The sequence below is a fragment of the Firmicutes bacterium HGW-Firmicutes-1 genome (genome assembly GCA_002841625.1).
GTDB lineage: Bacteria > Bacillota > Clostridia > Lachnospirales > Vallitaleaceae > HGW-1.
On sequence record PHAG01000002.1, the window covers coordinates 102,933 to 118,544 of the forward strand.

Annotated in this window: 14 protein-coding genes; 13 read left to right on the forward strand and 1 reads right to left on the reverse strand. The window is 33.3% G+C overall.

All coding sequences use genetic code 11. The annotated features are described in order from the left end of the window. Positions 1-113 precede the first annotated feature (113 nt). From CVU84_02505 to CVU84_02515, 3 genes are all read left to right on the forward strand, one after another. The gene (locus CVU84_02505; GenBank protein PKM95694.1) at positions 114-548 is read left to right on the forward strand and encodes an Rrf2 family transcriptional regulator; all 435 of its coding nucleotides are present in this window, start codon (positions 114-116) and stop codon (positions 546-548) included. 153 nt (positions 549-701) lie between these two features. Further along, a complete protein-coding gene (cysK, locus tag CVU84_02510) occupies positions 702-1,643 on the forward strand; it encodes a cysteine synthase A (protein PKM95695.1) in 942 nt (313 codons plus the stop codon). 93 nt (positions 1,644-1,736) lie between these two features. Continuing rightward, positions 1,737-3,026, forward strand: coding sequence for an O-acetylhomoserine aminocarboxypropyltransferase (locus CVU84_02515; GenBank protein ID PKM95696.1), 1,290 nt, complete (start codon positions 1,737-1,739; stop codon positions 3,024-3,026). A gap of 112 nt (positions 3,027-3,138) precedes the next feature. Here the strand turns inward: CVU84_02515 and CVU84_02520 are convergent, their stop codons facing one another. Continuing rightward, on the reverse strand, positions 3,139-4,191 hold the full coding sequence (locus tag CVU84_02520; GenBank protein PKM95697.1) for a hypothetical protein: 1,053 nt from the start codon (positions 4,189-4,191) through the stop codon (positions 3,139-3,141). 148 nt (positions 4,192-4,339) lie between these two features. Between CVU84_02520 and rarD the strand changes: the two genes are divergently transcribed. From rarD to CVU84_02570, 10 genes are all read left to right on the forward strand, one after another. Continuing rightward, entirely contained in the window at positions 4,340-5,272 is a 933-nt protein-coding gene (gene rarD, locus CVU84_02525; protein PKM95698.1) for an EamA family transporter RarD, read from the forward strand. A gap of 4 nt (positions 5,273-5,276) precedes the next feature. Further along, positions 5,277-5,666 (forward strand): large conductance mechanosensitive channel protein MscL, encoded by a 390-nt coding sequence (locus CVU84_02530; GenBank protein PKM95699.1) that lies wholly within the window; start codon positions 5,277-5,279, stop codon positions 5,664-5,666. Positions 5,667-6,241: 575 nt separating this feature from the next. Next, a complete protein-coding gene (locus tag CVU84_02535) occupies positions 6,242-7,780 on the forward strand; it encodes a magnesium chelatase (GenBank protein PKM95700.1) in 1,539 nt (512 codons plus the stop codon). 50 nt (positions 7,781-7,830) lie between these two features. Next, positions 7,831-8,931 (forward strand): DNA-protecting protein DprA, encoded by a 1,101-nt coding sequence (gene dprA, locus CVU84_02540; GenBank protein PKM95701.1) that lies wholly within the window; start codon positions 7,831-7,833, stop codon positions 8,929-8,931. Positions 8,932-9,393: 462 nt separating this feature from the next. Next, entirely contained in the window at positions 9,394-11,472 is a 2,079-nt protein-coding gene (locus CVU84_02545) for a type I DNA topoisomerase (GenBank protein ID PKM95702.1), read from the forward strand. Positions 11,473-11,575: 103 nt separating this feature from the next. After that, on the forward strand, positions 11,576-12,343 hold the full coding sequence (locus CVU84_02550) for a GTP-sensing pleiotropic transcriptional regulator CodY (protein ID PKM95703.1): 768 nt from the start codon (positions 11,576-11,578) through the stop codon (positions 12,341-12,343). A 334-nt stretch (positions 12,344-12,677) separates the two neighbouring features. Continuing rightward, the gene (flgB, locus tag CVU84_02555) at positions 12,678-13,043 is read left to right on the forward strand and encodes a flagellar basal body rod protein FlgB (GenBank protein ID PKM95704.1); all 366 of its coding nucleotides are present in this window, start codon (positions 12,678-12,680) and stop codon (positions 13,041-13,043) included. A gap of 20 nt (positions 13,044-13,063) precedes the next feature. Further along, entirely contained in the window at positions 13,064-13,510 is a 447-nt protein-coding gene (locus CVU84_02560) for a flagellar basal body rod protein FlgC (GenBank protein ID PKM95705.1), read from the forward strand. A gap of 20 nt (positions 13,511-13,530) precedes the next feature. Continuing rightward, positions 13,531-13,836 (forward strand): flagellar hook-basal body complex protein FliE, encoded by a 306-nt coding sequence (locus CVU84_02565; protein ID PKM95706.1) that lies wholly within the window; start codon positions 13,531-13,533, stop codon positions 13,834-13,836. Positions 13,837-14,000: 164 nt separating this feature from the next. Beyond that, positions 14,001-15,608: a hypothetical protein gene (locus CVU84_02570; protein PKM95707.1), complete on the forward strand. Its 1,608-nt coding sequence runs from the start codon at positions 14,001-14,003 to the stop codon at positions 15,606-15,608. Positions 15,609-15,612 lie beyond the last annotated feature (4 nt).

The window sequence follows — 15,612 nt, forward strand, 5'->3', positions numbered from 1 at the left end:
ATAATTACGATAGGTCTTGGCTCATTTTTATAGTTATAACTTGACAAAAAGTGATTCCTCAAGGTATTATATATAAAACAGATAGAAATACTAGGAATTAAGAGGTGGTATCAATGAAAATTTCTACCAAAGGACTTTATGGTTTAAGGGCAATTATGGATTTGGCAATTCATTCAAAGGGAGAATTAGTTGCATTAAAGCATATTGCAGAAAGACAAGAAATATCAGATGCTTATTTGGAGCAAGTGTTTTCATCGTTAAGAAAAGCAGGCTTAGTGAAGAGTCAAAAAGGTTCTCAAGGCGGTTATTTGCTCGGGAAAGCTATGAAAGATATTACTGTTGGTAATGTTTTATTGGTTCTTGAAGGCGAACTGTTCCCATATGATGAAAATGCAAATAATAACTTAATTGACCAGCTACTAATTGAAGAAGTGTGGCAGGCAATGAATAGGAGCATTGCTCAAGTTGTAGATAGTTTAACTTTAGAGGATTTGGTAAATCATTATTTGATTTTAGAGCAAGAAAATGATCCGATGTTCTATATATAAGCAAGGGCTGATTTAAACCTAGAATTCCGATAGGAAATAATAAAAAAGTTAAAAATGTGTTGACAAGAAAGAATATCCAACATATAATTAAATATAACAAAACAAATAAGAATACTTGGTATTCAAGAATAAATGAAAGGATGGAATAATCATATGTCAAAAATAGCAGGTAATTTAACAGATTTAATTGGTAACACACCATTATTGGAGGTTCAAAACTACAGTAAGAAAAAAGAAGTTGGTGCAAGAATACTTGCAAAACTTGAATATTTCAATCCAGGTGGAAGTGTAAAGGATAGAATCGGTTTTTCAATGATACAAGATGCACAGGAACGTAATTTACTCAATAAAGATTCAGTAATTATTGAACCAACAAGTGGGAATACTGGAATTGCGCTGGCATACATTAGCGCAGCTAAAGGGTATAGAGTCATTTTAACAATGCCAGAGACAATGAGTATCGAGAGAAGAAACTTATTAAAAGCATTGGGTGCAGAGCTTGTTTTGACCCCAGGCCCTGAAGGAATGAAAGGTGCAATAAAGAAGGCGGAAGAACTTGTGAATGAAATTCCAAATGCCTTCATGCCTGCACAATTTGATAACCCAGCGAATCCAAAAATACACAGAAAAACTACAGCAGAAGAAATTTGGAGAGATACGGATGGTCAAGTTGATTTCTTCGTAGCAGGTGTTGGAACGGGTGGAACGATTACAGGTGTTGGTGAAGCATTAAAACTAAAAAACCCAAATATTAAAATCATAGCAGTTGAACCAGTAGATTCACCAGTTATTTCTGGAGGTAAACCAGGTCCTCATAAAATCCAAGGCATTGGTGCAGGCTTTATTCCTAAAAATTTAAATGTTGAGATCATTGATGAAATCATTCAGGTTAAAAATGAAGAAGCATTTGAAACTTCCAAAGAATTGGCAAAAACCGAAGGCTTATTAGTAGGTATATCATCTGGAGCAGCAGCTTTTGCAGCAACTGAACTAGCGAAGCGTCCTGAAAATCAAGGAAAGACAATTGTTGTGTTGTTACCAGATACAGGTGAAAGATATTTATCAACTGTATTATATCAAGAGGCTACCAACTAAGAGCTAACCATAGAAGAATAATAAGTATGTTAAGTTTGCTTTTTAGTAAAAGATAAATGAATAAAATTTGCTGACAAATAAGGAGATTCATATATGAGTGATAAAAAACTAAGATTTAATACAATACAAGTTCATGGTGGTCAAAAACCAGATCCAGCAACAAATGCAATGGCGGTTCCAATTTATCAAACAACCTCTTATGTATTTAACAGTGCTGAGCATGCAGAAAATCTCTTTGGACTAAAAGAGTCTGGCAATATTTATACTCGTATCATGAATCCTACTAGCGATGTATTCGAGCAAAGAATTGCTGCTCTTGAAGGTGGAGTTGGAGCACTTGCAGTTGCTTCGGGATCAGCAGCAATCACATATTCTATTTTAAATATTGCTGGGACCGGTGATGAGATAGTTGCAGCAAGTACTCTTTATGGAGGAACCTACAATCTGTTTTCAATTACTTTGCCAAAGCTTGGTATTCATACAGTTTTTGTTGATCCAGACGAACCTGAAAACTTTAGAGCAGCAATTAATGAAAAGACAAAAGCGCTTTATATTGAGACTATAGGTAATCCTCGAATTAATGTAATGGATATTGAAGCGATTGCTAACATTGCACATGAAAATGGCATTCCATTGATTGTAGACAATACCTTTGGGACTCCTTATCTAGTAAATCCGATAGCATATGGAGCAGATGTTGTTGTGCATTCTGCAACCAAATTTATTGGGGGGCATGGAACTACGATTGGTGGTATTATCGTTGATGCAGGTAAGTTTGACTGGTCTGCAAGTGGGAAGTTTCCTGGCTTTACAGAACCTGATCCAAGCTACAACGGTATTCGCTACTATGAAGCATTAGGTTCGTTGGCATTTATCATGAAAGCTCGTTTGCAGCTACTAAGAGATACAGGTGCTGCGATTAGCCCATTTAATTCCTTTTTATTGCTACAAGGACTTGAAACACTTTCCTTGAGAGTTGAAAGACATGTGGAGAATGCACAGAAAATTGCAGATTTTCTAGAAAAACATCCAGCAGTTGTGTGGGTAAATTATCCAGGGTTAAAGGGCAATAAATATTATGATTTAGCTCAAAAGTATTTACCAAAGGGAGCAGGATCAATTTTTACATTTGGTATAAAAGGTGGAGAAGTAGCAGGAAGAAAGTTCATTGATGAGCTTGAAATATTCTCCTTACTTGCAAATGTTGCAGATGCGAAATCATTGGTTATTCATCCTGCAAGCACTACACATTCACAATTATCAGAGGATGGTTTAATCAAAGCTGGTGTTTCGAAGGATTTAATTAGATTGTCAATTGGTATAGAAGATATAGAGGATTTAATTGAAGATTTAGATCAAGCTCTTCTAAAATCACAACAATAAAAAAAGCTGGACGGTTTTTAACCTTTTTAAATAGGTATAAGAACCGTCCATTGTTTTGTTGATTTTCATAATTTCTTTTCTTGTTGTTCAGCAGAAATGAATGATTTGATTATTATAATTCTTCAGACATCGTTTTAAGAACATCATTTATTTGTGTAAAGTTTGCCCAGAGTCGAGATGTATATTGATTATGATTATCAACTTGTGGTGGATTATATTTCTCTGTGAATATGATTAGGTTGTTATTTGCATTTTCAAAATATTCAGAGAAACCAAGCAAGGATTTGATTAGTTGCTCACTATTTGATACAAAGACTTCTTGATCAATAAGAGATAAGCTTTCATTATTTAATATATAAGTTGAATCATATATTAAATGAGTGATGGTTCTAATTGACAAGAGGTTTTTTTCTAGGTTAACAAGGTTTAAATAGTTATTCTTTATATGTAACTTATTCATATATGCTGCTTCTTTTTCTTTATCCTTAATAAGAGAACATAACCAGTCAATGCCATTAAAGGTTTGAGGTAAATTGTTTCTTTCTTGGATTAATGTCTGTGACGAATGATTAACGATTCCTTCTTGTACCTTTTTCAAATGAATTGCTAATGAGTTGAAAATAAATGCGATTCTTTTTCTTTCCATTTTTTTATAGGAAAACAAGGAAAATATAAAATTATAGAAAATTGCAATAAATACACCGACACCAAGGGCTAATATTCTTAATTGAAAGGTTAAGAGTACACTAGGACTACCATCAGCTGCCAATTGAATATATTGAGTCATATAGATGGAGGTGAAAATTGCAACAGGAGAAACCTCTCGCCAATTAATTTTTAAACAAAGGAATAAGGTTGCGCATATGGAAAGGGCAATCGTCCAAAGATTGATTCCTAAAATTGATATAATGATTGCGGTACATAAAGCGCCCAGAAGTGTCGCATAAATTTGCTTTAAACCGCTTCGAATACCCGTTATTGTAACTGGTTCTAAAGTAAGGAGCAAGCCAAACAAAACAGATATCATATCCTTGCTTACAAATTCAAACTGAATTGCTATAGTATAGGCAGTTATTACAGCTATAAATGCCTTGAGAATATATAACTTTGAATCAAATAAGTGAGCTTCCTTTTTTAGTATTACATATTGAGTCCATTTAAACATGGGATTCTCCTTTTATAATTAGTAGCTTTATTGTATAGGAAGAGGCGTATATTGGTCAAGTTAAATGATTTGGATGAATAAAAAGATGGACATCTAGTATTTTAAATATTACAATAGAAAAAATAGTAATTCAGAAAGAAGGAATAGTATGGATCAGGGTAACAATCAAATGAAAGGTTATATATTGGCAACATTATCTTATGTAATATGGGGAATACTACCGCTATATTGGAAACAGCTAGCAAGTTGCACTCCTTTGGAAATACTTGCTAATAGAATTATAAGCTCTTTTGTTTTTCTATTTGTAATCATATTCATTTCGAAGAAAAAGGGATTTCTTGGATATTTGAAAGATCGTAAAACGAGAGTAGCGTTAATTCTAACAGGCGCTTTACTCACAGTTAACTGGTTCTTATTTATCGTTGCAGTTAATTCAAACCAAGTTGTTCAAGCAAGTCTTGGGTATTACATAAATCCATTGATCAGTGTTGTATTAGGAATGGTAGTTTTAAAGGAAAAGATGAGTAAGCTACAAATTATGGCATTAATATTTGCGTTTTGTGGTGTTGCATATATGACATTTAGTTATGGTGTTTTTCCATGGATTTCAATTGTACTAGCTACCACTTTTGCATTATATGGACTGTTAAAGAAAATATATGGATTAGACTCTATCTTAAGTCTTATGGGAGAGGTTATGATTATTCTTCCAATTATGATGGCTTATTGTATATTTCTATGGTATAAAGGTGAAAATCAACTTTTTGTTGGTGATCTTAAAGTTGTACTACTTATCCTATTTGCTGGTGTTGTTACAGTTGTTCCACTTTATTTGTTCTCTGAAGGAACTCATAGAATTCCTTTATCCTCGGTTGGTTTTTTGCAATATATTGCACCAACCATGATGTTGTTGATAGGTGTTTTGGTTTATAATGAACCATTTACAACGATTCACAAAATTAGCTTTGCCTTCATTTGGGTAGCAGTTATTTTATACGCTGCATCAATCATAAGTGGAAAAAAGAGCCAAATAGTCAAATATAAAATCGAAACAGATCATACGAATGAAGTTAAGGAGTAATCAAATGAGGAATTTAATTGAAGAATTTAAGAAGTTTATTTCAAGAGGAAATGTTATTGATTTAGCAGTTGGTCTATTAATTGGTAGTACCTTTGGTAAGGTTGTCACATCGTTGGTTGAGGACATCATTACGCCACCACTTGGTATGCTTATTGGGAAGGTGAAGTTTGAAGATCTTGAGTATATTATTCCGACAAGTACTGTAGCTATTAGATATGGTGCGTTTATTCAATCGATAGTTAATTTTCTCATTATTGGATTTTCAGTATTTATCGTAGTTAAATTAATGAATAGGTTTATTAAGAAAAAGGAAGACGTAAAGCCTATCGTGCAGCTAACTAGGCAAGAGATACTACTTGAAGAAATTAGAGATTTATTGAGGGCTAAAAGGTAAGGTAATATAGATTGCTTGAAGTTATGAAGAATCATGAATTTGTTATTATTGAACACGCATCATTTGTAAATGTAGCTACAAATGATGCGTGGGAAAATGGTGGTAATTATTTAGGTATCAAGTGTTAGCTGGCGTAGCTGAATGTAGAAATATTAAAGACCATAAATTCATTTAAGTAATCCTTAAATTTGTATTGAACTGTACAAATTCTATGTTATAATATTTTGTATAATCATTTCTTTTAAATGTAATTTATTCTTAAACTCTATATTTGAATTATCCGTCTTGTTATTTTTATTCTTAATTATCAACCCCATTACAACAAATATTTAAATGGTATTAATCCATTATCTTAAACAAATTATTCTAAGGCTAATTTTAAGCTTCTTTTTCGAAAGTTTTAATACTGAGTAATATTTCAGAAACAATTCTATTTCAGAAACAATTCTATTTCAAAACAATTCTAACTCGATACCAATTTACATTCCTTCCATTTTACCCAATCACTTTAAAATCATATCTAATTCACAAATTCAATTTATATCAAATAAAAAGTCCAAGGGGGAAATTTAATTATGTACAAAAAAGTAACCAGTGCTGCCTTAATGGGTATCAACGGGTATTTAGTTAGTGTGGAGGTTGATGTATCAGATGGCTTTCCAAGATTCGATCTTGTTGGATTGCCAGATAGTGCTGTCAAGGAAGCAATTGAGAGGGTGAGAACTTCAATAAAAAATTCTTCACTTACGTTTCCTTACAAAAGAATCACAGTCAATCTAGCACCAGCTGATATTAGAAAGGAAGGACCATCCTACGATTTACCAATCGCAGTTGGAATATTAGCCTGTATGGAGGTTGTAAATGAAGAAGCCTTGTTAAAAACACTAATACTAGGAGAGTTATCCTTAAATGGTGATGTTAGGAGAGTAACAGGCATATTGCCTATGATTTATGCAGCATTTCAAGCAGGCTTTAAACATTGCATTGTACCTGTGGATAACGCAGAAGAAGCTGCAGTTGTAGAAGGAATAGATATCATAGGAGTAAACAGACTTGAAGAGGTTATCAAATACTTGAATATGGAGCTTGTAATAGCTCCAAGGCAAATAAACGTAAAGGAATTATTTGAATGGGAAAGGCCTTTTTATGACGAGGCTGACTTTACTGATATCAAAGGTCAAGAAAACGTAAGAAGGGCACTGGAAATTGCTGCTGCAGGCATGCACAATGTAATCATGATTGGTCCTCCTGGCTCAGGAAAGACCATGATGGCAAAAAGAGTGCCAAGTATCTTGCCGGATTTAACTTTTGAGGAAAGTATTGAAATTACAAAAGTGTATAGTGTAGCTGGTTTAATGAAAAAGAACCAGTCCTTAGTAACGAGAAGACCTTTTAGGTCACCACATCATATCATATCAAATTCGGCACTTACGGGGGGAGGCAGGATACCTCATCCTGGAGAAATTAGTCTTGCTCATAATGGTGTTCTTTTCCTAGATGAATTACCAGAATTTCAAAAAAGTGTATTAGAAGTTTTGCGGCAGCCGCTGGAGGAAGGAGAGGTAACGATATCTCGTGTACATGCTACGCTTACGTATCCTGCCAATTTCATGCTAATTTGTTCTATGAATCCTTGTCCTTGTGGATTCTACCCAGATCATGATAAGTGTAGTTGTACGCCTCCACAAATCAAGCGATATTTAAATAAAGTATCGGGGCCACTTCTTGACAGAATAGATCTTCATGTTGAGGCCTCTAAATTGGACCTAAAAGACTTAAATATAGCATTTATGCAGGAGTCTTCAAAAGCCATAAGAGAACGCGTTAAAAGCGCACACAGCATTCAAAAAGAGCGATTGAAAAATAGCCCATCATATTTTAATTCGAGTCTTTCAGTAGCGCAGATAAATGAATACTGCTTTGTAGAGAAACCAGCAGAGGAGTTATTGAAGGAAGCCTTCTTAAAATTAGGATTGAGCGCAAGAGCATATCACAGAATACTAAAGGTATCTAGAACGATTGCTGATCTCAATTCTTCTGAAACAATAAATGAGAAGCATATAGCGGAAGCAATTCAATATAGAACGTTAGATAGAAAGTATTGGTCTCATTAATGCGTAATCATTTAAATGAGCTATAAATAATAATTTAAAGGAGTAGTAAGATGAATGAAGAACTATATTGGTTATGGTTATCTAATATTAGTGGAATAGGTAGGAAAAAGAAAGATACACTCATAGAATGTTTTAAATCACCTCAAGGAGTATTTTTAGCAACTGATCAAGATATTAAGGAAATATGTGAAAGCTTTTCTTTTTTTAGAAAGAATGATTTAACAAACTTGTTAGCTTCAAGAAATATTGAAAGAGTTGAAGCTTTTGAAAAGAAATTAATTGCTGCAGGTATTCGGTTTTATTCTATAAATCATAAATTATATCCTAAACAATTAAAAAACATTTATGACCCACCATTTGTGATTTACACCAAAGGAAATTTACTAGAAGAAGCACAAATAAAAATAGCAATTGTTGGAGCAAGAAAATGCTCTACTTACGGGAAAAAAGTGGCAGAATATTTAGCTAAAAGGTTAGCAGAAAATAACATAGCCATTATAAGTGGTTTGGCAAGAGGTATAGATGCAGCAGCGCACAAGGGTGCACTTCTAGGAAGTGGCAAGACAGTCGCGGTACTTGGCTGTGGGGTAAATATTTGTTATCCAGAAGAGAACTATCAATTGATGAAGCAAATAATTGATACTGGATGTGTGTTGTCAGAAACTCCGGTAAATACACCTCCAATAGCAGGTAATTTTCCATTGAGAAATAGGATCATTAGTGGACTATGTGATGGAGTTGTAATTGTAGAGGCTGCTGCTAAAAGCGGTTCATTAATCACAGCAGATTGTGCTTTAGAACAAGGCAAGGATGTATTCGCTATACCAGGTAAAATATTTGATCCTTTGAGTGAAGGCACCAATAGGTTGATTAAAATGGGAGCAAAGCCTGTATCGGATATAGAGGATATTTTAGAGGAATACATAGAATTGGCAGTAAAAACAAAAGAAAACACGACGGATATTACAAACACCCTCAATGAGGAGGAAAAGATGATTTGCTCCTGTATTAAATTTGAACCTGTACATCTAGAAACAATCATTAGACAACTTCCTATGGGGATTGATGCTATTCATTTTTTGTTGATTAAATTAGAAATGAAAGGAGTTATTGAACAATTACCTAATAAATACTTTGTGAAAAGTGTGTAAGATTGTTTTGTATTTAATGAATAACCTCGGGTCTTGAGGATATGGCATTGTAAGCGTAAGCGGATGCTATTTTAAGGGAAGAAAGTGGCAGAATATTTAGCTAAAGAATTAGCAGAGAATAACAATGTTCTTATTAGTGAAGTGGAAAGTAAGCAAGAACAGATTCTTTATAATACGTACTTAAATCAACACAAAACATAGAAGCTACATTAGAGGAAATACATAGAGTATACGGAAAAAACAGTTGAAAATAAAACTGTTTTTGAAAAAACACTTGAAAAAGGGGAAAAAATGGTATATTCTTGTATCAGCTTTGAATCGATACATTTGGACACACTATTTAGAAGGATATCAATGAATAGAGATGAGGTTCAATTATAGTGAATAAAGTTAGAACTTAAAGGCATGATTGAACAATTGCCGAATAAGTATTTTATAAAAAAGGTTTAATGGAGGATAGCAATGGCAAAAAACTTAGTGATCGTAGAATCTCCAGCAAAGGCAAAAACAATAAAGAAATTTTTAGGTGCCAATTATAAAATCGAAGCCTCCATGGGACATGTAAGAGATTTACCAAAAAGTCAAATGGGTATTGATATTGAAAATGACTTCGATCCAAAATACATAACCATTCGTGGAAAAGGAGAATTACTTGCAACCCTAAGAAAGGAAGTAAAAAAAGCAAGTAAGGTTTATCTCGCAACTGACCCTGACCGTGAAGGTGAAGCAATCTCTTGGCATTTAATGCATGCATTGAATTTAGAAGGTAAAACAACTTATAGAATTACCTTTAATGAGATTACAAAAAGTGCGATACAAAACTCAATAAAAAATGCAAGAGAAATAGATATGGATTTGGTTGATGCACAGCAAGCAAGAAGAATACTTGATAGAATCGTAGGCTATAAAATTAGCCCATTGCTTTGGAAAAAAGTTAAAAAGGGGTTAAGCGCCGGGAGGGTACAATCAGTAGCCTTAAAGATTATTTGTGATAGAGAAGAAGAAATCAATGCATTTATTCCTGTTGAGTATTGGACATTGGATGCTATTTTAAAAGATAAAACTTCAAAAGATGAATTTAAAGCACATTTTTATGGTATTGGTGATAAAAAGAAAGCATTATCCTCTATCGAAGAAGTTCAAGAAATAGAAAAAGCGATTAAGGGTAAGAATTGTACAATTTCTGATATTAAGGAAAAGGAAAGGATTAGAAAACCGTTACCTCCTTTTATCACAAGTACCATGCAACAAGAAGGATCAAAAAAACTTAATTTTTCTACTTCAAAGACAATGAGAATTGCACAGCAATTATATGAAGGGATAGAAATTAAAGACAAAGGAACGATTGGATTAATTACGTACTTGAGAACAGATTCAACAAGAATTGCTGATGAAGCACATGAATCAGCCATTGGTTATATAAGTGATAAATATGGTAGTGATATGGCTAATCCGATCAATACTGCTACTGATAAGAAAAGAAAAGTACAAGATGCCCATGAAGCTATACGCCCAACTTATGTTGAACTTGAACCTGAACAAATAAAGGATTCTTTATCTAAGGAACAATTCAAGCTATATAAATTAATTTGGTGTAGATATGTTGCAAGTCGTATGATGCCAGCTAAATACAATGTCAAATCTGTTAAGGTTGATATTGATATATATAGATTTACCGCAGCACTTTCTGTTTTAACTTTTGATGGCTTTCTAAAAGTATACAAAATTGACGATCAGGAAGAAGGACAAAATGAAGGCGATGATGAGGACGATCAAAAAATAACAAATATTAATATTGATTCCAGCTTAAAGCTTGTTGAAATAGATGATAAACAACACTTTACCCAACCTCCAGCTAGGTTCACAGAGGCATCTTTGGTAAAAACCTTAGAAGAAAACGGTGTGGGACGACCAAGTACTTATGCACCAACAATCACTACCATTCTTGCTAGGAATTATATTTCTAAAGAAGCTAAACAACTGTTTCCTACCGAACTTGGTGAAATAGTAAGTGAAATACTCGTAGAGTATTTTAGCGAAATTGTTGATGTAGGTTTTACCGCTTCATTAGAAGAGCAATTAGATCATGTTGAAGAAGGTGACATGGAATGGAAAAATGTGATAAGAAAGTTCTATCCTCATTTTAGCGAAACAGTAGATAAAGCAGAGGTAGAAATTGGGAAGATAGAAATAAAAGATGAGGTATCAGACGTTCTTTGTGACAAGTGTGGAAGGAATATGGTAATTAAGATCGGAAAATTTGGTAAATTTCTAGCTTGTCCTGGATTTCCGGAATGTAGAAATGCAAAGCCAATTTTTGAAAAAATAGATGATGTTCTTTGCCCTAATTGTGGCGCAGATATTTTAGTGAAAAAGACGAAGAAAGGACGTAGGTATTATGGATGTGAGAGCGGAGATTTTATGACGTGGAATAAGCCTACATCAGAAAAATGTAATATTTGTGGATCAATCATGATTGAAAAAGGTAAAAATTTAATGTGTATTAATGAAGATTGTAAAAACGTAGTGTCGAAAGTTTAAGGAAAGTGTTAGAATTTCGAAAAACAGCTTGTTATCTGAAAAAATATGTACTATAATGAAATTGTATTGTAAGTCAATGGTAATGTAGGAGGGATGCATCAAAGTGAGCGTTCAATTATTAGATCGGACAAGGAAAATTAACAGGTTATTACAAAAAACTGGAACGCAGAGAGTGATTTTCACGGATATTTGTGAGGTTATGAGCGAAATATTGAATTCAAATGTACTTGTTCTTAGTAAAAAGGGTAAATTACTAGCTATACATGAAATAAAGGGATTTATTCAAGTACGTGAGTTACTTACTGATAACATGGGCACATTTATTGACGATAAGCTCAGTGACAGGATCTTAAACATTCTTTCCACCAAAGAAAATATCAATTTGGAAACATTGGGATTTACGAATGAGGTTACAACCAATAAAATTGTGGGCATGGTTGTACCAATTGACATCGCAGGAGAAAGATTAGGAACATTATTCTTATATAGACAAACAAAAAACTATCATATAGAAGACATTATTCTTGGGGAATATGGTGCTACGGTAGTTGGGCTTGAAATTATGCGATCTATAAATGATGAAAATTCTGAAGAAACAAGGAAAACAGCCATTGTGAAATCTGCAATTGGTACACTATCCTTTTCAGAACAAGAAGCTATTAAGCATATATTTAATGAGCTTACAGGTAAAGAAGGAATTTTAGTTGCAAGCAAGATTGCAGATAAGGTAGGTATTACAAGATCTGTAATTGTGAATGCTCTACGTAAATTTGAAAGTGCAGGGGTTATTGAATCCAGATCGTTAGGAATGAAAGGTACATATATAAAAATTCTTAACGAAGTATTACTGGAAGAATTGGATAAAATTTGAGGATGTAATAAATGGATTGATATAAAAAAAGGGAGTGTTTTTCACTTCCTTTTTGGTTTATTCGAAGAGAAAAGCTTGTAATTCTTTAGGTTGACATAATTCTCGTTTTTGAACAAGAATAATATCAAACAAAATTAATAATTCAATAAAATGGTTTTTATTACAAAGTTATACAAATTGAATAAAATATTTTGTTTTTTTTAAAAGTATATATTGTACATTTTCTCGTAAGCTGATACAATATATAGTGGATATAGTAATAAATTGACGAATAATAATTGAATTGTTCGAAATTTAAAACCAATTCGTTTTTGAATTGAAAGCAGGTGATTTTATGAGAATGCATAACAATACAGATGTATTATCAAAGGCCCTAGATGCTTCATCGTTAAAAGGAGAAGCAATTACCAATAACATAGCTAACGTTGATACTCCTGGATATAGAAGAAAAGATGTAGTTTTTGAATCTTATTTACAGCAAGCAATTGATTCGCATGGGAAAATCAAACCTGATTCGTTGTCTAGAGTGTTCCCAAAGGTCATAGAAGTAAATACAAATTTAGACTATAGGATTGATGGTAATAACGTGGATATTGATACGGAAATGGGATATTTGGCACAAAATCAAATAAAATATAACACATTAATTAGTCAAGTCAATTACAACTTTAATAGATTAAAAATGGTATTAGATAGATAGTTTGATTGGAGGTAGGAAACATGTCGGTATTTAATACAATGAATGTAAGTGCAACTGGTATGACTGCTCAAAGACTTAGAATGGATACCATATCTCAAAATATAGCAAATATCAATACAACACGAGGAGATAATGGTAGTGGCCCCTATAGAAGAAAGATAGCTGTGTTTGAAGAAATTAGTACGCAGAAGAATTTTTCTAACATGCTCAATCAATATTTGGGAGAGTATTCAAAGGTTGGCGGAGTAAAAGTGAAAAAAATAGCAGAAGATAAATCTCCTTTTATATCTCTTTATGACCCTACTCATCCTGATGCGAACAAAGAAGGATATGTTTTAATGCCTAATGTGAATTCGTTAGAAGAGATGACCAATCTTATTTCTGCAAATAGGTCCTATGAAGCTAATGTTACTGCATTTAATTCAAACAAATCTATGCTTTCTAAGGCACTAGAAATTGGCAGATAGTTTTAAAGGAGTGATAAATCATGGCTTTGAATGTACAAGAATTATCAAAAATCGGAAATATTGTTCTACCTGGAAGTGCTGGACCAAAAAGTAATAACGTAGCGTTTGATGAACTCTATAAATCAGCGATTGGTATGCTAGACGAAACCAATCAACTTCAAAAAACAGCTGAACAAAAAAGTATGGATTTTGCTCTAGGAAAAATAGATAATATACATGATGTAATGATTGCTCAAGAAAAAGCAAACATTGCATTACAATATACCGTTAAAATGAAAAATGCTGTTATGGATGCGTACAATGAAATAATGAGAATGCAGCTATAATGTTTTTGATTGACAAGGAAAGTTCCGCATATGCAATTGGAAAAGCGGCAGATGGGCAACAAGTGTTGTTTAACACTGCGTATAAATAACAATGTTATTTAACGCTGCGAAGCCGATTTTCTTGATTACATAAAAAAGCAAGATCACTATAAAGGAGTGGCAATATGCCTGAATTTATCCGTAAAATAACTGGACAAATAACTACTTTTTGGAACAGTTTAAAATTAAAAAGTAAAATTCAAATCATTGTGGCTCTGGTAGTGTCCGCCGTTGCTCTAGGCATTTTGGTGTTTGTGTTAAGTCAGCCCACAATGACGAAGTATGCATCAGGTATTGAACCTGATAAAATGAATCAGATTAAAGCGGTTTTAGATGAAGAAGCAATTGAATATGAAATAAGTGAAGATGCAACGACGATTTATGTTGATTCTAAGAGAAAGAAGGATGTTACTTTACTGACTGAAGAGTTAGGTGTTCTCTCTGATGCAGAAATGACTTGGGATGAAGCCCTTTCAAATTCGTTAACCACCACCACAAATGAAAAACAAATTAAATTTCAATTAGCCTTTGAAGAAGAGTTAAATAATAAAATTGAAACATTAGATTCAATTAAGAATGCTTACGTTAAGCTTGACGTTGCTAAAGAGGATACAACAATATTTGATGAGACCAAAAAAAGCTCGGCAACAGTCATTCTTGAAACGAAACAAGAGCTAAACGAGGATCAGGTAAATGGTATTGTTAACTTCCTGAAAAATGCAGTTTCAAACCTTGAAGAAGGAAGCATTTCTATTATGTCTACGAATGGCAAGCTGTTATATGATGGTTCATCAAAATCCAGTATGTCAGGTAATATTGGTTCCAAGCTTGACTATGAGTTTGCAAGAGAATTAAATGTTGAGGCTAAGCTTAGAAGTGTATTATTGGCTGGAGGAGAATTTGATGATGCCACAGTTTCGGTAGATTTGGCAATTAATTTCGATGAATTGTCATCTGTTTCTGAGCAAGTTACTGGCATCAACGGAACAAACAAAGGAGTTATTACTCACCAATACGAAAGTGAATCAGAAGGAACCAATACAGAAGCAGCAGGGGCACCTGGTACAGATACAAACGGTGAAGATCCTACTGATGTAATGATAGATAATGGTTCGAACTCAAATAGTACGAATACTGTCAAGGAAACAGAGTATGCGCCAAGTAAAACTGTTACATCTGAAACGAAAAATATTGGAAACATTGTATATTCAGATTCTACAGTAACAGTAATATTAAATAAATTTGTTAAATATGATCAAGCTATTCTGGAAAGTCAGGATGCTTTAGGTGGTTTAACTTGGGATGAATTCAAGGCTCAAAATGATGTAAGAACTAAAATTGATGAATTAGATCCAGAGATTATTAATTTAGTCAAAACATCTGCAAAGATTGATAATGTTGCAGTAATGGCTTATAGTAATCCGGTTTTTATTGAAAAAGAAGTAGAAGCAAATCCGATTTTAAATTACATACCAGTGCTTATCATTGTAATTCTTATTGGATTGTTAGGATATGCAGTATATAAAGGAACCAATCCAGTTGAAATCACTGAAGTTGAACCAGAATTATCAGTAGAAGATTTACTAGTTTCAACAAAGAGCAAACAAGAATTAGAATCTATAGAATTTGACGGCAAGTCAGAAACTAGAATTCAGATAGAGAAATTTGTGCAAGATAATCCAGACGCAGTTGCTTTATTATTAAGGAACTGGCTGAATGAAGATTGGGAGTGATTAA